This window comes from Stenotrophomonas sp. STEN023 (assembly GCF_056760135.1).
On sequence record NZ_JBRREF010000049.1, the window covers coordinates 1 to 19,798 of the forward strand.

At 64.9% G+C, this 19,798-nt stretch carries 14 protein-coding genes and 2 pseudogenes; 8 read left to right on the forward strand and 8 right to left on the reverse strand.

Annotated elements, in window-relative coordinates:
- Nucleotides 1–119: 119 nt before the first annotated feature.
- A complete protein-coding gene (locus tag ACVOLV_RS14080) occupies nt 120–992 on the reverse strand; it encodes a type II toxin-antitoxin system RelE/ParE family toxin (protein WP_481554944.1) in 873 nt (290 codons plus the stop codon).
- A 281-nt stretch (nt 993–1,273) separates the two neighbouring features.
- Between ACVOLV_RS14080 and ACVOLV_RS14085 the strand changes: the two genes are divergently transcribed.
- The 8 genes and pseudogenes from ACVOLV_RS14085 to ACVOLV_RS14120 all read left to right on the forward strand — a co-directional run bounded on the left by ACVOLV_RS14085 (nt 1,274) and on the right by ACVOLV_RS14120 (nt 8,728).
- The gene (locus tag ACVOLV_RS14085) at nt 1,274–1,918 is read left to right on the forward strand and encodes a histidine phosphatase family protein (RefSeq protein ID WP_481518037.1); all 645 of its coding nucleotides are present in this window, start codon (nt 1,274–1,276) and stop codon (nt 1,916–1,918) included.
- Between the two features lie 481 nt (nt 1,919–2,399).
- Nucleotides 2,400–3,674 carry a bifunctional tetrahydrofolate synthase/dihydrofolate synthase gene (gene folC, locus ACVOLV_RS14090; RefSeq protein ID WP_481554945.1) on the forward strand — a complete coding sequence of 425 codons (1,275 nt, stop codon included), beginning with the start codon at nt 2,400–2,402 and terminating at the stop codon, nt 3,672–3,674.
- A gap of 66 nt (nt 3,675–3,740) precedes the next feature.
- A pseudogene (locus ACVOLV_RS14095) lies at nt 3,741–3,963 on the forward strand (SPOR domain-containing protein); the annotation flags it as partial.
- A 56-nt stretch (nt 3,964–4,019) separates the two neighbouring features.
- Nucleotides 4,020–4,772 (forward strand): annotated as a pseudogene (locus ACVOLV_RS14100) (SPOR domain-containing protein); the annotation flags it as partial.
- Nucleotides 4,773–4,832: 60 nt separating this feature from the next.
- Complete coding sequence (locus ACVOLV_RS14105; RefSeq protein ID WP_481554946.1) at nt 4,833–5,567, forward strand: CvpA family protein; 735 nt, start codon at nt 4,833–4,835, stop codon at nt 5,565–5,567.
- 29 nt (nt 5,568–5,596) lie between these two features.
- On the forward strand, nt 5,597–7,063 hold the full coding sequence (purF, locus tag ACVOLV_RS14110; RefSeq protein WP_481546646.1) for an amidophosphoribosyltransferase: 1,467 nt from the start codon (nt 5,597–5,599) through the stop codon (nt 7,061–7,063).
- A gap of 170 nt (nt 7,064–7,233) precedes the next feature.
- On the forward strand, nt 7,234–8,004 hold the full coding sequence (locus ACVOLV_RS14115; RefSeq protein ID WP_481554963.1) for a ferritin-like domain-containing protein: 771 nt from the start codon (nt 7,234–7,236) through the stop codon (nt 8,002–8,004).
- A 265-nt stretch (nt 8,005–8,269) separates the two neighbouring features.
- The gene (locus ACVOLV_RS14120; protein WP_481554947.1) at nt 8,270–8,728 is read left to right on the forward strand and encodes a COG3650 family protein; all 459 of its coding nucleotides are present in this window, start codon (nt 8,270–8,272) and stop codon (nt 8,726–8,728) included.
- Nucleotides 8,729–8,900: 172 nt separating this feature from the next.
- Here the strand turns inward: ACVOLV_RS14120 and lpxH are convergent, their stop codons facing one another.
- The 7 genes from lpxH to phoR all read right to left on the reverse strand — a co-directional run bounded on the left by lpxH (nt 8,901) and on the right by phoR (nt 19,745).
- Nucleotides 8,901–9,644, reverse strand: a complete 744-nt coding sequence (gene lpxH, locus ACVOLV_RS14125; protein ID WP_481554948.1) for a UDP-2,3-diacylglucosamine diphosphatase — start codon at nt 9,642–9,644, stop codon at nt 8,901–8,903.
- A 20-nt stretch (nt 9,645–9,664) separates the two neighbouring features.
- Nucleotides 9,665–10,207, reverse strand: a complete 543-nt coding sequence (locus ACVOLV_RS14130; protein WP_481554949.1) for a phosphatase PAP2 family protein — start codon at nt 10,205–10,207, stop codon at nt 9,665–9,667.
- Nucleotides 10,188–11,327 carry a glycosyltransferase family 4 protein gene (locus ACVOLV_RS14135; RefSeq protein WP_481554950.1) on the reverse strand — a complete coding sequence of 380 codons (1,140 nt, stop codon included), beginning with the start codon at nt 11,325–11,327 and terminating at the stop codon, nt 10,188–10,190. Before ACVOLV_RS14135 ends, ACVOLV_RS14130 begins: the two co-directional genes overlap by 20 nt.
- A gap of 148 nt (nt 11,328–11,475) precedes the next feature.
- Nucleotides 11,476–14,394 (reverse strand): TonB-dependent receptor domain-containing protein, encoded by a 2,919-nt coding sequence (locus ACVOLV_RS14140; RefSeq protein WP_481554951.1) that lies wholly within the window; start codon nt 14,392–14,394, stop codon nt 11,476–11,478.
- 220 nt (nt 14,395–14,614) lie between these two features.
- Nucleotides 14,615–16,141 (reverse strand): exopolyphosphatase, encoded by a 1,527-nt coding sequence (gene ppx / locus ACVOLV_RS14145; RefSeq protein ID WP_481554952.1) that lies wholly within the window; start codon nt 16,139–16,141, stop codon nt 14,615–14,617.
- Nucleotides 16,142–16,323: 182 nt separating this feature from the next.
- Nucleotides 16,324–18,408: a polyphosphate kinase 1 gene (gene ppk1 / locus ACVOLV_RS14150; RefSeq protein WP_481554953.1), complete on the reverse strand. Its 2,085-nt coding sequence runs from the start codon at nt 18,406–18,408 to the stop codon at nt 16,324–16,326.
- On the reverse strand, nt 18,405–19,745 hold the full coding sequence (phoR, locus tag ACVOLV_RS14155) for a phosphate regulon sensor histidine kinase PhoR (protein ID WP_481554954.1): 1,341 nt from the start codon (nt 19,743–19,745) through the stop codon (nt 18,405–18,407). The genes ppk1 and phoR overlap by 4 nt, the downstream gene beginning before the upstream one ends.
- Nucleotides 19,746–19,798: the final 53 nt, after the last annotated feature.

The following is a 19,798-nucleotide window of genomic DNA, read 5'->3' on the forward strand; positions in this document are numbered from 1 at the left end:
GGGGCGTCGTGGGGGGCCGGGCGCCCCGCCCGCCGGTGGCGGGGGGCGCCCCGCCGCGCCCCGCGCCCCGGGGGCGCCCCCCCCCCCCCCCCCCCCCCCCCCCCCCCCCCCACTACCGTTCAGCGGTACGGCCCCGGTCCGCGCCACAGCAGTTCGCCGTAGCGGTAGACATACATCACGATCACGAACTGGCGGGCGTCGCCGATGTCCTGCAGCTCGGGTGAGCCAGCCTGCAGCATGCGGCACTTGCTGGAACCGCGGCGCAATGCGACTTCGGCCGGACAGACCATCAGGTACGTGGTGCCGGGCAGTGGGATCGACAGCTCTTTCTTGCCATTGACCTCCTTGGCTGCATCCATCCAGGCGCGCAGTTTTTCCTCGCTGAGCAGGTCATAGATGATCTGGTAGCCGCCAACTTCCATGGCGGGTGCTCCGGCACTGCGGTCAACCCGTTTGCCGCTGTCATTGCCCTGACCGGCAGAGCGGCCGTACTCGTCCGGCGCGGTGGTCCTGTCCAGTGAGCCGGGCGGACGTCCTGTCCATGTCTGCGGACGACGTGGCACGGTTTCCGATGGGCTGGCCGCCGCCGCCGGCGCGGCCGGGGTCTGGGCGACTTCCTGGGTCTTGGTTTCTTCCTGCTCCGGCTCGCTCGGCGGTTCGATGTAGCGGGCTTCCGGTACCGGCTTGCGTTCCTCGCTGCGCCGCTGCGTGGTCGGCTTGGGTTGCGAGCGGGTGGTCTTGTTGGGTTTGTCCTTTGGCGGGACCTTGCTCTGCTCGGTGGACGGCGGTGCCTCGCCGACGAAATCGACCTTGGTCCGGCCGCCGCCCGCCGAGCCCTGCGGCGAGGAAACCACCGGCGGATTGGAGTAAAGCAGGAGCAACAGCATCAGCAGATGCAGCAGCACGGTGATCAGCACCGCGAACCAAGGGTCGCGGCGTTCATGCCAGAGCTTGAGATTGAACGGCTTTGGAGAAGTGGGGGTGCTGGTCATGCCGCGTTTGGGGCCTGGAGGTTGCTGCCCTCGTGCGGAAGTCACACCGTGCCACCGATAGGGAACCGGCATGGTAACGCCTGCGCCCGAGTTGCAACCGTGCCGTTGGTGCTTTTGCCGACCGGGCGTGGCACGCCAGGGAGCAGTCTGACCATGCCGGAGGTTGGCGGCGGATCCGTATCGAAGGAAACCGTGGGCGGCATCGGCGCACGGCCGGGCTATGATGCCCCTCCCGTCGCGGACAGCTGGCGGGAGACCCCCATCACAATGGAAACAGCTGCATGCGCATCCTGCTTGCCCGTCACGGCGAAACGCCGTGGAACGCCGAAGGCCGCTACCAGGGCCAGATCGACATTCCCCTCTCACCGGTGGGTGAGGCCCAGGCCAAGGCCTTGGGCGAGCGGCTGGCCGATGTGCAGATCACCCGTGCGGTGGCCTCGCCGCTGAGCCGTGCGCAGGCCACCGCCAAGGCCGCGCTGGGTAGTGCGCGTGAAGCCATGCTGCTGACCGAGCCGGACCTGCAGGAAATCGCCCACGGTGAATGGGAAGGCCTGCTCGCCAGCGAGATCGACGAGAAGGACCCGGCCCGCCTGCGCGCCTGGCGCGAGGAACCCGACACCGTGCTGATGCCCGGCGGCGAATCACTGCGGCAGGTGCTGGACCGCAGCTGGCGCGGCCTGACCGCCGCCGCCGAGGGCCTGGGCGAAGACGACACCTTGCTGGTGGTCGCGCATGACGCGGTTAATCGCGTCATTCTGTGCAAGATCCTCGGTCTGCCGATTTCCAAGCTGTGGAGCTTTCGCCAGGCACCGACCACGCTGAACCTGCTGGAAGGTCCGGACGTCGAGCACCTGGAAGTGGTGCGCCTGAACGACTGCGCCCACCACACCCCGTTCTTCGGCGAAGCCAAGCACCGCGCGCTGTAAGGCAGAGCGGGCGCGCTGTTGCCCCCTCCCTTTGCCGTAGGCAAGGGGAGGGCTGGGGAGGGGTTGGCTTTACCGCTTCTGATCTTGCAGTGGCTTCGCGGCTTACGCCGCTCCCACAACCCTCGGGCTGAGGCTCTACCGGTGAGGCCCCTGCCGAGCGTGGCTCGGCACTACGATCCCTCGCTTTGCCGCAGTTGCTCCCTCCCTTTCGCGTAGCGAAGGGGAGGGTTGGGGAGGGGTTGGCTCTACCGCTTCTGATCTTGCTCTGGCTTCGCGGCTTACGCCGCTCCCACAAATTGGCTGGGGCCAGTGGCTTACTGGTGAAGCCCCTGCATGGCTCGGCACTGCACACAGCCCCCGGCCTGACATGCCGGGAAGCTTGGCGGCCGGGTGGGGCTGCCGCTGTATCATGGGTACCATTCCCGCGCGCAACGCGCAGTCGGCTTTTCGTGCCGGCCCATGATCCCGAGAGTCTTTACGCATGTCTTCCGCCCGTCCCGCCACGCTTGAACAGTGGCTCGCCCATATCGAACAGCAGCACCCGCAAGCCATCGCAATGGGCTTGGAGCGCGTGCGCGAGGTTGCCCTGCGCATGCAGCTGGGGCGGCCTGCCGAGCACTGCATCGTGGTTGGCGGCACCAATGGCAAGGGCTCGACCGTGGCCTTCATCGAGTCCATTGCCCGTGCCGCGGAGTGGAAGGTAGGTGCCTATACCTCGCCGCACCTGCTGCGCTACAACGAGCGCGTGCGCATCGATGGCAAGGACGTGGATGACGCAAGTCTGGTGGCCGGCTTCAACGCGGTCGAAGACGCCCGTGGCGACACCGCGCTGACCTATTTCGAATACGGCACGCTGTGCGCGCTGTGGTTGTTCCAGCAGGCCGGTCTGGATCTGGCGGTGCTGGAAGTCGGCCTCGGTGGACGCCTGGATGCGGTGAATATCATCGACGCCGACGTGGCGGTGATCACCACCGTCGATATTGACCACGCCGACTGGCTGGGTGCCGACCGCGAAGCCATCGGCCAGGAGAAGGCCGGCATCATCCGTGGCTGGAAGCCGCTGATCCTCGGCGAGATCGATCCGCCTTCCAGCGTGCTGCGCCGTGCCTATGTGCTCGGTGCCAATGCGATCCGCTTCGGCAGCGATTTCTTTGCCGAGGACATTGATGCCGAGCTCTGGCGCTGGCGTGATGTCTCGTTCCGCCTGGAGCTGCCGCAGCCGGCGTTGTGGGCGCCTATCCAGCGCAATAATGCCGCCACTGCAGTCGCTGCACTGCGCGCCCTGGACAAGCCGGTGCCGCGCGATGCGTGGGCGCAGGGCATTGCCGCTGCGCAGATCGTTGGACGCCTGCAGCGCTTCGAGCGCGCCGGCGTTGAAGTGCTGGTGGATGTGGGTCACAACCCACAGGCTGCCACTGCCTTGGCGGCGGCGCTCAAGGCGCAGCCAGCGCAGGGCCGCACCCTGGCGGTGTATGCCGCGTTGGCCGACAAGGACGCAGCGGGCGTGGTCGATGCCCTGCAGCCGCAGGTCGATGGCTGGTTCCTGGCCGGGCTGGAAGGCGCGCGTGGGCAGACTGCAGTGCAGCTGCGCGAGCGTCTGGCGCAGACCGCTGCCACCGCCGTCAACCTGTCCGACAACGTAGGCAAGGCGCTGGACGCCGCGCTGGCCCAGGCCAGGCCAGGCGACCGGGTGCTGGTGTTCGGCTCCTTCCATACGGTGGCCGAAGCACTGCCACTACTCCGTTCAGCTGACTAAGACGCTGCCGCGCGTGCCCCGCATATAATCACCGGGGCACTCCGCCGCGCCGCGCATACGCCAATTGTGGAAACTCCTCTGAAACAGCGACTGATTGGTGCCATCGTTCTGGTGGCGCTTGCCGTGATTTTCCTGCCGATGCTGGTCAAGGGACCTGCGCCGGACAGTGGCGTACAGGACGTGCCGCTCAGCGCGCCTGCAGCGCCCGCCGAAGGCCAGTTCGAGACCCGTGAACTGCCGCTGGTCGCGCCTGGCGCACCGGCCGGTGGTGCCTTGGGCATGCCCGCCGCACAGCCGGAAACCGGCGTCGCCGCTGCCGTCGAGCAGCCGGCTAATGGCTTGCCGCCGTCGGCCGCCGCCGGTAATTACGCAGTCAATTTTGGTGCCTATGGCAGCGAGGCCGATGCCGACGCGGTGATTGCGCACCTGAAGAAATCCAATCTGCCGGGCTTCCGCCAGGCCGACACCATCAACGGCCGCCCGGCTTGGCGTGTGCGTATCGGCCCGTATGCCGATCGTGCCCAGGCTGAACTGGTGCGACTGGAAGCGGGCAAGGTCCGCAACGACGTGAATGCGCAGGTGGTTGTGCTCAATGCCAGCGCCGAAAACCCGGCCCCGGCACCGACCGCTACTGCCACACCGGCCGCCAGCAGCACCGCTACCGCAGCGGCAACCACCGCACCGGTGCGCACCGAGGCCTTGCCGCCGGAGCCGGCCAAGCCGGTCGTGGCTGCGCCCAAGCCTGCGGCTCCAAAGCCGGAAGCGCCCAAGCCTGAGCCGGCCCGCCCCGAACCTGCCAAGCCGGTTGCGGCAACCCCGGCCAAGCCGGCAGTCACCACCCCGGCCGCTCCGGCTGCCAGTGGTGTTGGTTTTGCCGTGCAGCTGGGTGCCTTCGGCCAGGCCGCCGATGCCAATGCGCTGCGTGACCGTGCACGCGCTGCCGGCTTCAGTGCTTTCGTCGAACAGGTACGCACCGATAACGGCGTGCTCAACCGTGTCCGTGTCGGGCCGGTTGCCAGTCGCGAGCAGGCTGAGCAGCTGAAGGCGCAGGTCGCGGCCAAGGTCGGCATTGCCGGCATGGTCCGCCCGCATCCTTGATGCGGCACCACGTCCTGCTGAGCAAGCGCGCAACCCCGTGCTGCACCTGCGAGGCGCGCGGTGATTGACTTGGTGTTGCTGGCGCTGATCGGCGTGTCGGCCCTGTTCGGGCTGATGCGCGGCTTGCTGGCGACTGTGCTTGGCGTACTGAACTGGCTGCTGGCCGGCGCTGCCGCCTTCTACTACGGCGAACGCGCGGCCTTGATGCTGGCCGATCAGGGCCAGCCCAGTGCGGGCGAGTACGCCGGCGGCTATCTGCTGGTGTTCATCGGCGTGCTGCTGGCGGCGACCCTGGTCGGGCGCCTGCTGCGCGGTGTGGTGGATGCCACCGTGCTGCTGAAGTTGCCGGATCGCTTGCTAGGCTTGGCCCTGGGCATTGTGCGTGGCGTGCTGTTCGCGGTGCTGGCGGTACTGCTGCTGGGCTTCACCTCGATGCCCCAGGAGCCGGGCTGGCGCCAGTCCAGCGTGGTGCCGTGGCTGCAGCCGACGGCCGACTGGCTACGTGAAAAGCTGCCGCATCCACCTGAATCGCCGGCAATGGCGCTGATGGACTTGGGTAAGTCGGTGCTGGCAGGCGATAATGGCGGACCGAACGAAGCAGATGCGGGCAGTGGCTTGCTACCGGCGCAGTTGGAGGGGACGCGTTTTGATCCCCGCCAGCGCAGCGGAGAGGAAGGCCGAGCTGACCCGGCGGGGGCGTTGCCCTCCAACATCGATCCGGCGCAGGTGCGCCCGGGTCAACTCAAGCCGATACGGGTTGAGCCTCAGGGCCAGGCACGGCCACCTTCACGTTAACGGGCATCGCCCAGCGGAGATCGCGCAACATGTGTGGCATCGTCGGAATCGTCGGCAACCAGAACGTCGCCGGGCAGCTTTATGACGGCCTGACCGTCCTCCAACACCGTGGCCAGGATGCGGCCGGTATCGCCACCGCAGACGGCACCCGCCTGCGCGTGGAAAAGGCCAACGGCCTGGTCCGTGATGTATTTGACGAGCGCCGCATGGCGCTGCTGCAGGGTCGCATCGGCATTGCCCATGTGCGCTACCCGACTGCAGGTTCGGAAGGCACCGACGAGGCGCAGCCGTTCTACGTCAACTCGCCGTACGGCATCGCGCTGGCGCACAACGGCAACCTGATCAATACCGAGGCGCTGCGTCGCCAGGTGTTCGAGGCCGACCGCCGCAACATCAATACCGATTCGGACAGCGAAGTGCTGTTGAACGTGTTCGCCTACGAACTGGACGCGCAGCGCATGCTGACCCCGGAAGCGGCGATCCGTGCCGTGGCCGGCGTGCACCGTCGCTGCAAGGGCGGCTATGCGGTGGTCAGCGTGGTGCTGGGCCTGGGCCTGGTTGCCTTCCGCGACCCGCACGGCATCCGCCCGCTGGTGCTGGGCAAGCGCAACCATGCCGAAGGCGTCGAATACGCGGTGGCGTCCGAATCGGTTGCGCTGGATGTGCTCGGCTTCGAGCGCATGCGCGACGTGGCGCCGGGCGAAGCGGTGGTCATCACCGAGCGCGGCGAGCTGTTCACCGAGATCTGCGCGACCAACACCCAGCAGACGCCGTGCATCTTCGAGTACGTGTACTTCGCACGCCCCGACTCGATGATGGACAACGTATCGGTGCACAAGGCGCGCATGCGCATGGGCCAGAAGCTGGGCGAGAAGATCCTGCGCCTGCGTCCGGACCATGATATCGACACCATCATCCCGATCCCGGACACCTCGCGCGACGCCGCGCTGGAGATGTCCAACGTGCTCGGCGTGAAGTACCGCGAAGGCTTCGTCAAGAACCGCTACGTCGGCCGCACCTTCATCATGCCGGGCCAGGGTGAGCGGGTGAAGTCCGTGCGTCGCAAGCTCAACCCCATCCATCTGGAATTCCGCAACCGCGTGGTGCTGCTGGTGGATGACTCGATCGTGCGTGGCACCACCAGCCAGCAGATCGTGCAGATGGCGCGCGATGCCGGCGCACGCAAGGTCTACCTGGCCAGCGCCGCGCCGCCGGTGCGTTACCCGAACATCTACGGCATCGACATGCCGGCGGCCGAAGAGCTGGTCGCGCACAACCGCAGCGTCGAGGAAATCGAAAAGCACCTGGGCTGCGACTGGCTGGTCTACCAGGACCTGGAAGACCTGGAAGTCGCCGTGCGTGAAGGCAACCCGGAGCTGAAGGAATTCGACTCGTCCTGCTTCAACGGCGAATACGTCACCGGCATCGAGCCGGGTTACTTCGAGCGTATCCAACAACTGCGCTCGGACGAAGCCAAGACCCAGCGCCGCGCCTGACTCTTTAGCCCCTCTCCTGCGGGAGAGGGGTTGGGGTGAGGGCAGAACGAAGCGGCAACATGTGAGCACCCATGAACCCGCAACAAGCACTGCCGTCCATAACCAACCAAGCATTCGCAGCACCACCCGAAGCAGCAGACTTCTCCCTGCTCGACGCCGCCTGCATCTGCATGGCCGCCGCCGACCCGCTTGAGAAAGTAGCGCTCACCCAGCACTACGCCGCGCGTTACCGCGCTGGCACCTTGAAGCTGCCGGCGGAAGCGCCGGAACCCGAACCGATCCGCGCGCCGGGCCGCCCGTCGCAACTGGTGCTGGTGCACCCGCGCGACCTGCCGCGTCGTGGCCTGGGTTCGGTGGATGGACGCGCTGCCTTCATCCACGCCATCGCCCATATCGAGCTCAATGCCATTGACCTGGCCTGGGACGCGGTCTATCGCTTCCGCGGCCTGCCGGGCAGCTTCTATGCCGATTGGGTCAGCTGCGCCGATGACGAATCGCGCCACTTCGTATTGCTGCGTGATCGGCTGCTGGCGCATGGCCACGACTATGCCGATTTCCCCGCCCACAACGGCCTGTGGGAGATGTGCGAGAAGACCGCGCACGACGGTCTGGCGCGGATGGCACTGGTGCCGCGCGTGCTGGAAGCGCGTGGCCTGGATGTCACCCCGGCGATGATCAGCAAGCTGCGTTCGCTGGGAGATGGCGTTACCGCCGACGTGCTGGAAGTGATCCTGCGCGAGGAGGTTGCCCACGTCGCTGCAGGCACGCGCTGGTATCACTGGTATTGCGCGCGCGTTGGCGTTGAGCCGCGGCCGCGTTTCAAGGAACTGCTGGGTGAGTATGCCGGCGGCTACCTGCGCGGCCCGTTCAATCTGGAAGCACGGTTGCTGGCTGGTTTCGATGAAGAAGAACTGGACTACCTGGTTGAACAGGCCGGTTGAATGCCGGGCGTGGTAAAGCAGCCTGCTGCTGTAGCGGCGATGATTGCTTCCGCTGGCATTGAACGTGTCAACGATGAATGATTCCTGCAACTCGGGCCGAGTCTGATTGACGGCGGGATCGTCTGCATCCCACCATCGACGCGATCGATGAGGAGCGCGTTGTTCCACATCTTTCACGAGTTGATGCAAGGGCATGCGCCATCATCGGATCGAGCAGCATGTCAGTGTGTTCTCGATCGGCAACGATGCAGTCAAGGAGAAAACAATGAAGCAGATTTTTACGCTGGCCGCGCTGGTAGTGGCATTGTCGGCATGCAACGGTTCCAAGCCTGCGGCTGATTCCAGTGCTACAGCACCGGCTCCGGTGGCGCCTGTCGCACCGGCTGAGGCAGTGACTGCCAAGGATGATTTCCCGGTCATCGTGCAGGCCTTTGGCAATGAGCCGTTCTGGAGTGTGCGCGCGGATGGCGGCAAGCTCGACTACAGCACCCCGGAAACCCAGGCCAGCCCACAGCATTTCGAAGGCAGCCGCACGCTGCAGGATGGCTTGCTGGTCGTGCTGGGCGGGGAGGGCAAGGACGCGTTCAAGCTGACCTTGCAGCGCGCCGAGTGCTCGGACGGCATGTCCGACCTGAAACACCCCTTCACCGCCGAATTCGTGCTGGGCAAGGACACCTTCAAGGGCTGCGCCCGCGATCCGTCGGTACCGGTGGAAGCCCCCTGATCCAAGCTTCTGCCCCAAATTTTGAATTTGTGGGAGCGGCGGCAGCCGCGAAACCATGAGAAAAAGAACCGCCAGACAGGTCTGCGAATGCAGCCACATCTGGCGGTTCTTTTTATGTCAGCTTCGCGGCTGACGCCGCTCCCACAAAACGCCTACAAATCCATGTGCCGGTTCAGCGGCCCAATGCTTCGAGCCGGTAGCCATCAGCGTCCACACGCAGCACCGAACCCTGCTCATACCAGTCACCCAACACGATGCGGGTGAAGCTGTGCTCGCCGGCGTTCACGGTGTGGACCGCTGGGCGGTGGGTGTGGCCGTGGATCATCGTGTCCACGCCATAGCGCTGGAAGGTGGCGACCACTTCAGCAGGTGCGACATCGGTGACGGTTTCAAACGTCGCCTTGTCGTCCTGCTTCATTTCCGATTGATGGGCCTGGCTGGCGGCACGGGCTTTCTGCGCGAAGGCGACACGTGCTTCCAGCGACTGCGACAGGAACTGGGCGATGAAGGCCGGGTTGCGGGTCTGTGCGCGGAAGGCCTGATAGGCGACATCATCGGTGCAGAGCAGGTCGCCATGCTGCAGCAGCACCGGCTTGCCGTACAGCTGGATAACCGAAGGATCCGGCAGGATGCGCATGCCGGCGCGGGTGGCGTAGTCGTTGCCGAGCAGGAAGTCACGGTTGCCACGGATGAAGTACACCGGCACACCGGCATCGCTGACTTCACGCAGGGCCAGCGCGACTGCATCGGCCGCGCTGGAAGGCGTGTCATCGCCGATCCATGCCTCGAACAAGTCGCCCAGGATGTACAGCGCCTCGGCCTGCCGCGCTTGCCCGCGCAGGAAGTCGAGGAACAGTTCGGTGATGGCTGGACGGCTCGGGTCCAGATGCAGATCGGAGATGAACAGCGTTGTCATGCCCGCATTGTAGAGCCTGATCAGCCTGCGAGCAGCGGCAACAACTGCAGCGAGCCCGCGCCCAGCAGGACCCCGATGACGGTGGCAGCCAGTACATCGCTGGGGTAATGCAGGCCCAGCACCACCCGCGACAGCGCTACGCCTAGGGTGAAGGGCAGCAGCAGCGGGGCCAGCCAGGGATAATAGGCCAGCGCCACCACGGTGAAGGACACGGCGTGCAGCGTATGCCCCGAAGGGAAGCTGTATTCATCCAGCGGCGCCACCCAGGCACGGATGCGCAGGTCGGCGGCAAATGGACGCGGGCGCCGGGTCCAGCGCTTGAGCAGCTTGTACAGGGTCAGCGCCAGCACCCCGGTGGCGGCCATATGCGCGGACGCCTGCAGGCCGTCCAGGCCGTCGGCGAGCACCAGTGCGCCCATCAACATGTACCAGAACACGCCGTCACCGAGTCGGCTCAGCACCGAGAACAGGCGGCGGATGCCGCGGCGACGGCCATAGCGGTTTGCCCGCCGGCACCAGCGTGCCTCGCGCGCGGCGATTCCTTCAGGCGGCAGCAATCGCATGGCAGCGTCTCCGCGAGGCCAGTTCGCTGAGCAGGGCTTCGAACTCGGCAACTACCTGTTCCGGATGCAGGCGCTGCATCGCGCGGCTGGCATTGGCGCCGAGGGTGCTGCGCATTTCGTCATCGTTGGCCAACTGTACGGCGGCGGCGATGAAGTTCTCATCGTTGTCCACTGCTACGCCGCTGTGGCCGCTGCGCAGGTGCTCGCGCGCGGCGCCGTAATTGAAGGCCACCGTCGCCACCCCGCTGGCCATGGCTTCCAGGGTGACGTTGCCGAAGGTCTCGCTGCGGCTGGCGAACAGGAACAGATCGCCGCTGGCGAAATGCCGCGCCAGCGCCTCGCCGCGCTGCACCCCGCAGAAGATGAAGTCCGGGTTCTGCTCGGCCAGCTTCTCGCGCATCGGACCATCGCCGACCCACACGAAACGCGCCTTCGGCCGCTGTTGCTGGATGCGACGGAAGGCCTTGATTGCCAGCCCCAGGTTCTTTTCTGCAGCAATGCGGCCAACATGGATTACCGCAAAGCCTTCGCCTTCGATACCCCAATCAGCACGCAAGGCATCGTCGCGTTTGTTGGGGTCGAACTGACTGCCATCAACGGCGCGCGCCAGCAGCCGCGCTTTTGAAAAGCCATTGTCCTGAAGGAACTGTTGCAACTCGCGGGTGGGCACCAAGGTGGCTTCTGCCTGATTGTGGAAACGGCGCATCCAGCGCAATGCGGTGGCTTGCAGCCACGCCGCGCCGTAGTCGGGCAGGTATTCATCAAAGCGCGTATGCAGCCCCGAGGCGACCGGAATGCCCAGTCGTCGCGCGGTGCGCATTGCCGACCAACCCAACGGGCCTTCCGTGGCCACGTAGATTGCATCCGGGCGTTGTTGTTGCCACTGCCGCGCAAGCTGCAATGGGGCAGGGAGGCCGAAGCGCAGGCCGGGATAGCGCGGCAGGCCGGCACCGCGTACCAGCAGCTCGTGGGCGGCAGCCGTGCTGTCCTGCTGCTGGCGTGGGCGCACCACATCGACGTCGTGGCCGCGCCTGCGCAGGCCGTGTTCCAGCCCCTGCACGGTCAAGGCAACGCCATTGACCTCCGGTGGATAGGTCTCGGTGACGATCGCAAAGCGCATGGCTGGCTCCCGGTTTTTGGCGAGGATGCGCGTAGCCGATGAAGCGCCTGTTACGGTGATCTGACTGCTTTATGACGGTCAAGAACGAACAACCACGGCCCCTTTGGGGGCCGTGGTTGCAATTGCATTGCGCGCTACAACGCGGGGATCAGAAACGCTGCTGGTACTTCATGTAGACGAAGCGACCGATGTCGTAGCCGCCGTAATACGAGAACGCCGAGTTGGGCTTGCTGTACATCAGCGGGCCGTACTTCTCGAAGACATTGTTGGCACCCAGCGCAACGGTCGCGTTCCACGGCAGGGCGTAGCGAACCTGTATGTCGTGGAAGGTCACCGAGCCACGGTCGTTGTAATTGCGCGAGCCCTTGTACCAAGGCGCATACACGCCGGGGGCGGAACATTCTTCCGGATACAGCGAGATGTTCGGGCACTGTTCCTTGACGCCCGAGTAATAGCGCGCCGTCCAGCTTGCGCCGAAGTTGCCACGTTCCCAGCCCAGGTTCAGGTTTGAGCGGATGCGGAAACCACTGCCAATGCCATTGCTCGTGGTTGGAACGATTGCGCTGTCGTTGGTCGAGCGATAGATGTTTTCGCTTACATACGTGGTTGCCCAGCTACCGTTGAACTTGCCGTAGTTGGTATCCAGGCGGTAACTCATATCCAGATCGTAGCCTTCGGTCTGCATGAAGCCTGCATTGCGGTTACCGAAATGCAGGGTGCTGACGATGCCGGTTACCGGATCGCGGGTGAAGCGGCTGCAGCGCGCCTCGATGCCCTGCTCATAGCAGTCGATCAGGATCTGATTTGGACTATCCGAGACAATGGTGTTGTCGATGCGGATCTTCCACCAGTCCAGCGAGACGTTGAAGTTGCTGATGAAGCTGGGGCTCCATACCAGGCCCAGGGTCTTGCTTACCGAGGTCTCCGGGGTGAGCGATGGGTTGGAGCCGCCGACAAACGGCACCGGCGATGCATCAATCGCGGTGGTTACCGGGGTCATGCCCTGCCTGAGCTGGCGGAAGGTGTTGGCATTGGCGATGTCACGCGCACAGCGTGCACGTACCTCGGCACTGCTCTTGGAAGCGCCGAATACGGTGTCGCAGGGATCGCTGAACTGTGCAAACGTTTCCGAGCCGCCGCCGTACAGATCATTGATGGTCGGCGCACGGAAGCCTTCTGCCCAGGTGCCGCGTACCAGCAGCTGCTCAAACGGTTTCCACTTGAAGCCGAATTTGCTGTTGAGCGTGTTGCCGAAGGTGTCGTAGTCGGAGTAGCGTGTGGCCGCATTGAAGCTCAACTCGCGCGCGCCTGGCAGATTGGCCAGCAGCGGCATGTTGAGCTCCAGATAGGCTTCTTCGACTTTGTAGTCGCCACCGGTTGGTCCGGAAGCCAGATTGGTGGTGGCACCGGTCTGCGCCAGCGGATCGGGAATGTATTCGCCGGTTTCCTTGCGGCTTTCGATACCGAATGCAAAGCCAAGATCGCCAGCAGGCAGGGTAACGATGCTGCCGCCGATGTTGGCGAAGAAGTTCTTGCTGCTGGTCTTGCCCTTGGTGTGCTCGGCCGGGAACAGCCAGTCCAGCAGCGTGGCATTGCCGGTCAGGCCATTCGGATCAAGCGTGCCGTATGCCACCAGTGGATTCCATGGGCTGCAGTTTGCGATCACAGCACCCGGCTTGCCGCATTGAACCAGGCCGGTGGCAGCGTCGTAGAACGAAGGTCCGGTTGCAGCGGCAACGCGGCCCTTGTGCAGGTTGCCGGTAGCTACCGTGTCCAGTTCATTGCGGTTGTACTGATAGCCTACTTCCCAGTCGAAGTAGCGTTCGCCGATGTCGAAGGAGCCATCGAACGCGGCGACACCGCGGTAGGTCTTCAGCTCGCTGTCGGTGATGCGTGGCACTTCCCATGCACGGCGGTTCCATGCGACTGCGGTTGGATTGGCGTAACCATGCTGGTTGCCGAACGGATTGAAATAACTCTCGATCGACATCGGGCCAACGCCGGCGGTGCTGGACTGCAATGGATAACCGGCGATCTGGCGCCTGGAGCGTCGCTGGTTGTAGCCCAGCTCCGTCTTGAAGTTGATGTTGTCGGAAATCTTGATGCGGCCATCGAAATACACCGAATCACGCTTTATCGGGTAACTCACATGCATCTGTTCGTTGGCATTGCTGACATCGCCAGTGAAGGCACTGGTATCGGTCAGGTGATAGTTGGCCGGATTGGTCGGGTCACTGCCACGGTCCAATGAGTAGTTGCAGCCGGATTTGCTGTCGGTGCAGCCGGGGCCGCCCTTCAACCCGGTGATCTGCCCCCATTGGCTGATGGTCGTCCAGTTGCTGGCATCCGCCGGGTGGCGGTCACTGATACCGTAGGCGCTGAACCAGCGGTCCTTTGCCCATACTTCCTTTTCTTCGCTGTGCTCGGCGGAGAAGGTCAGCGAGATGCGCTCGTTGTTCCAGCCGGTGACGACATCGAAGCGGTCGCGGGCGCCGTCACCCTGGCCATATTGGCCGTGGTAGGCATTGACCGTGGTGCCGCTGACATTGTTGCGGGTGATGATGTTGACCACACCGGCCATGGCATCGGAGCCATAGATTGCAGAGGCGCCGTCCTTCAGCACTTCGATGCGCTCCACTGCCGAGACCGGCAGGCTGGAGACATCCTGGTAGCCGGAGGTGCTGATGCCCAGGCGTTTGCCATTGACCAGCACCAACGTGCGCTGGGTGCCCAGGTTGCGCATGTCGATATAGGTGCCGCCGGCGTTCTCACCAGCAGTCAGTGCGTTGGCGCGGCTGATGGTCGGGCTGCCCATCGCAGTGACGTTCTGCAGGATATCGGCGACCGAGCTGAAGCCTTGCTGCTCGATGTCGGTGCGGCTGATCGCGAACACCGGCTGTGCGGTTTCAACATCCACTTGGCGGATGCGCGAGCCGGTGATCTCGATGCGATCAAGCGTGGTGGGTTGGCTGTCCTGCGCGAGCGCAGGTGCGGCGATAACGCTGAGGCTGCTGGATACAAGGGCACAGCGAATCGCCTGCCCCAGAATGCTGGAACGTGAATGCATTACGGCTCTCTCTCTTTGCGCTGACAACGGTCATAAGAGGAGAGTTGCGGTGCCAGGCAGCCGAGCGCTCTCCCCTGATTCCACCGGATACGAAGGTGGTGCTGGGAGGTTAGCCGTTTGAATCCGCGAATTAAGCGCTAAGTTGTTGAGATTTATCTGAAAATTGACTGGCAGTTTGCCGCGGGAGTGGCTCGTCGCGGCTGTTCTGCAGGCCTGTGACTCAGGCCACGAACGGCCGGAAGCTGATCCCCAGGCCGGTCATGCCTTCGGCTTCGCCAACCAGGTCGGCGCGCAGCAGCGGCCGCGCGTCGATGTAGTCCTTGGCCAGGATCAATGACAAGGTATTGCCGTCGACCGACAACTCCAGGGTCGGGATCGGGTCGGACTCGTGTGCGCGATGCAGCAGCACCGCCAGACGCAATATTGCCGCCGTGCGTTTGGCCGGCAGCAACAGGCGCTCGGGCAGGGCCTCAAAAGCGCTCTTGGGAATGCCGCGACGATGGGTGCGGATCAGTGCCGCCAGCATCTGCTGCTCCTGGCGTGAGAAGCCGGCGATGTCCGAGTGCTCGATCACGTAACTGCCGTGGGTGTGATAACCGCTGTGTGCGATCATCAAACCCAGCTCGTGCAGGCGTGCGGCCCAGCCGAGCATGCGGGCATCGTCGACGTCGAGCTTCCAGGCGTCGGATACCTGTTCGAACAGCCGCTGCGCGGTGGCTTCCACCCGCTGCGCCTGGGCTTCGTCGATGGCGTAGCGCTGGGTCAGCGCGGCCACCGATTCGTCGCGCGGATCGTTGTCGTTGGCGCGGCCCATGATGTCGTAGAGGATGCCTTCGCGCATCGCGGCCTTGCTGACCAGCAGCTTCTGCAGGCCCAGCGCCTGGAACGCGGCTTCCAGCACCAGCACGCCGCCGGCGATGATCGGGCGGCGCTCGTTGGACAGCGTCGGCAGCTCGATCTCGTTGATGTTCTTGGCGCGCAGCAGTTCCTCGCGCAACTGCGGCAGCGCTTCGGCGGTGATCGCGCCCTTGCTCAGCTTCATCGCCGCGCAGATCTCGCTGATCGCCTTGTGGGTGCCGGACGAGCCCAGTGCTTCCTGCCAGCCCAATGCCTTGTACTTGTTGGCGAAAGGCTGGAACTCGGCGCCGATCTCGGTGAGTGCGTCCTTCCAGCGCTTCTTGCTCAGCTTGCCGCCGGGAAAAAAGCGCCTGGTGCTGGCGATGCAGCCGGCCTGCAGGCTTTCGCGCTCCAGCGTCTGCATGCCCTGGCCGATGATGAACTCGGTGGAGCCGCCGCCGATGTCAATCACCAACCGGTGCTGGTCGGGCTTGGGCGGTTGTGCATGGGCGACGCCGAGGTAGATCAGGCGCGCCTCTTCGCGGCCGCTGACCACTTCGATGGCGTGGCCGAGCGCGGTTTCGGCCGGCATCAGGAACGACAACGGCGAGCGCAGCTGGCGCACGGTATTGGTGGCCAGCGCTCGCACGCGGTAGGGCGGGATGTTGCGGATGCGCTGGCCGAAGCGGGCCAGGCATTCCAGCGCGCGCTGGCGGGCTTCGGGCGACAGGCCGCCCTTGCCATCCAGGCCGTCGGCCATGCGTACGGTTTCGCGCAGGCGGTCCACCACCCGCAGCTGCCCGAGCAGGTAGCGCGCGATGACCATATGGAAACTGTTGGAGCCCAGATCGATGGCGGCCAGCAGGTCGCCGTCCTGCAGGGGCGGTGGGGTCAAGGAAGACTGGGGCATGGCGGAATGGTAGCGGATGAAGTAACCAGGGACATAGATGCGGGATCCGGGAACCAGTGGCGGCGCGCTCTGCGACGGGTACGCCAGACGCTAACGGCCGCCCACGTAGGAACCAGTGAAAGCGGGCGGATGCTCGCTGTTGCACTGCATGTTCCAGTCCACTTGCTCCCGGTGGCTGCTGCTTACAGCCCTTCCATCAATGCCTGTTGCGCCGAATGCGGAGGCTGGCCGGGTGCGGGTTCGCATTTGAGGTAGCGGCCGTCTTCCTGCAGGTCCCAGGCGTTGAGGTTGTCGTCCAGGTAGTTCTGCAGCACCTCGCGGTAGATGCGCCGGGACAGATCGGTATCCAGGATCGGGAAGCAGGTTTCCACACGGCGCAGCAGGTTGCGCTCCAGCCAGTCGGCGCTGGCGCAGTACAGCTCGGGTGCGCCGTTGTTGCCGAACCAGTAAACGCGGCTGTGCTCGAGGAAGCGGCCGACGATCGAGCGCACGCGGATGTTGTCAGATACGCCTTCCACGCCCGGGCGCAGGGTGCAGGCGCCGCGCACGATCAGGTCGATCTGCACGCCGGCCTGCGAGGCGGCGTACAGGGCGCGGATCACCTGCGCCTCGTTGAGGGCGTTCATCTTGGCGATGATGCGTGCCGGCTTGCCGTCCAGGGCAAGCCTGGTCTCGCGCTCGATGCGCTTGATCAGCCCGGCATGCAGGGTGAACGGTGATTGCAGCAGGCACTTGAGCTTCATCTTCGGGGCCAGCCCGGAGAGCTGTTGGAACAGCAGGTGCACATCGTTGCCGATGTCCGGATCGGCGGTGATCAGGCTCAGGTCGGTATACGCGCGGGCGGTGCCGCTGTGGTAGTTGCCGGTGCCCAGATGCACGTAGCGGCGCAGCTTGCGGCCTTCGCGGCGCACGATCAGCAGCATCTTGGCGTGGGTCTTGTAGCCGACCACGCCGTAGACGACCTGCACGCCAGCGTCCTGCAGGCGATCGGCCAAACCCAGGTTGGCCTCTTCATCGAAGCGCGCGCGCAGCTCGACCACGACGGTGACGTCCTTGCCGTTGCGTGCGGCCAGGATCAAGGCTTCGACAATGCCGGAGTCCTTGCCGGTGCGGTACAGCGTCTGCTTGATCGCCAGCACATTGGGATCGACCGCGGCTTCGCGGATCAGTTCCAGCACGGTGCTGAAGGAATCAAACGGATGGTGCAGCAGCACGTCGCCCTGCGCGGCGGTTTCGAAGATGCCTTCCGGCGACTTGAACACGCGCGGGGTCATCGGCGGGTACTTCAGGTCCGCGCGCTGTAGCAGGTCATACACCTGGATGACGCGGTTGAGGTTGACCGGGCCATCGATGCGGTAGGCCGCGTTTTCGGACAGGCCGAAATTCTGCAGCAGGGTCTGCATGATGGGCTTGGGGCAGTCGTGGGCGATCTCCAGCCGCACCGCCGGGCGATAGCCGCGGTCGACCAGCTCATCGCGCAGCGCCAGCGCCAGGTTCTCCACTTCTTCCTCGTCGACCACCAGCTCGGAGTTGCGGGTGACGCGGAACTGGTAGGCGCCCTGCACATCCATGCCCGGGAACAGCTCATCGACGAAGGCCGACAGCACCGCCGACAGCAGCACGAAGTTCTGCGGGCCGCCCAGCGATTCGGGCAGCTGGATGATGCGCGGCAGCGAACGCGGTGCACGCACCAGCGCCAGGTGGCCGGCGCGGCCGAAGGCGTCGGTACCCTTCAGCACGACGACGATGTTCAGCGACTTGTTGAGGATCTTCGGGAACGGGTGCGACGGGTCCAGGCCGAGCGGCGACAGCACCGGCATGATCTCGTTGCGGAAGTAGGCGCGCAGCCAACGGCGCTGGCGCGGGGTCCAGGTCTTGTTGGCGAGGATGCCGACGCCGGCCTCGCCCAGCGCCGGGCGCAGTACCTGGTTCCAGCAGCGGTACTGCTGGTCCACCAGTTCGGCGGCGCGGTCGTGGATGGCGTTGAGGATGGCTTGCGGACTCATGCCGTCCGGGGCCGGCGGCAGGCCGAATTCCTGCGCATGGCGCACCGCGGCGGCTCGGATTTCGAAGAACTCATCCAGGTTGGTGCAGGAAATGCACAGGAAGCGCAGCCGCTCCAGCAGCGGTACCTGCTCATCCATCGCCTGTGCCAGCACGCGGAAATTGAAATCCAGCTGTGACAGTTCCCGGTTGATGTACAAGGCCGGATCACGCAGGGGATCGGTGCCGACGACGGGAGTGGCGGGGGGCGGAGGAGGGGTCATGCCGGAAAGTCTTCCATGGACAAAGGCGAGGGGGATGCATTGCGCGGGCGTACATGCTCGGCGTCGAAGTGGCAGGCAAAGGTGCTGCCCTGGCCGACTTCGCTGCGGATTTCCAGGCGTGCCTGGTGCAGGCCAAGAATGTGTTTGACGATGGACAGGCCCAAACCGGTGCCGCCGCTTTCGCGCGAACGGCTGCTGGAGACGCGGTAGAAGCGTTCGGTCAAGCGCGGCAGGTGATTGGCGGGGATGCCATAGCCGGTGTCGGTGACCGCCAGTACCGCGCCATTGCCTTCACGGCTGAAGGTCAGGCTGATGCGGCCGCCTGCCGGCGTGTACCGCACGGCATTGGTCAGCAGGTTGGAGAAGGCGCTGTGCAGTTCCTTGTTGGAGCCTGCCAGGTCCACCCCGGCCTGGTCTTCGACGGTGATGGTATGGCGGCCCTGGCTGTGTGCCTCGGCCTCACGCCGCAACGAAGCCAGCATCGAGGTCATGCTCACCGTTTCCAGTTCGGCGTGCTGTTGAGACTCCAGCCGCGACAGGGTCAGCAGGTCTTCGACCAGCTGTGCCATGCGCTGCGATTGCTTGCGCATCTCCGACAGCATTGGACCGGTATCGGGGAAATCTTCCGGGTCCATCATGTCCAGATAGCCGTGTACCACCGTCAGCGGCGTGCGCAGCTCGTGCGAGACATTGGCGACGAAGTCGCGGCGCACCTGTTCCAGGTGCAGCAGCTTGGTCACATCACGCGCGACCAGCAGCCAATGGTGATCCGAGTACGGGATCAAACGCATATGCAGGCGGATGGCTGGATCAACCGGCGAATTGGCATCCAGGATGGGCTCTGCGTTACGGCCACCGGCCAGCCAATGGGCAAGCGGCAGCGGCTGCAGGCGCGGCACCAGTGCAGCTTCCATGTCGGCGGGGTGCTGCAGGCCGAGCAGGGCGGTGGCAGCCTCGTTGAACCATTGCACGCGCTGGGTATTGCGGTCTACCACCACCACTGCATCGGGCAGCGCGGCAGCGGCGGCGCGGTAGCTGCGCAGCATCTCGACCAGGCGGCGCTTGCGCGCGCGCATCTCCTGTTGGTTGCGGGACAGCAGACGATCCAGTTCGTTCCAGACACCAACGCCTTGCGGCGAGTCCCAGCGCTGGCGTGCGGTCAGCCGCAGCAACAACTGGCGCAGCCGCCAGTAATGCCAGGTCAGGATCGCCATGGCGGTGATCGCCACGCTCAGGGCGGGATGGCCCAACAATGCACCCAGCCCCCATGCCAGCAACAGCAACGCGGCCACGGTGGCCAGCGTCTTCAACCAGGCAGATCGGAATTGGCGGGGCATCGCACTCTCGGTGTTGCTGGATGGATCCGTCGGGGCTACGGAGGGGTGTTGCG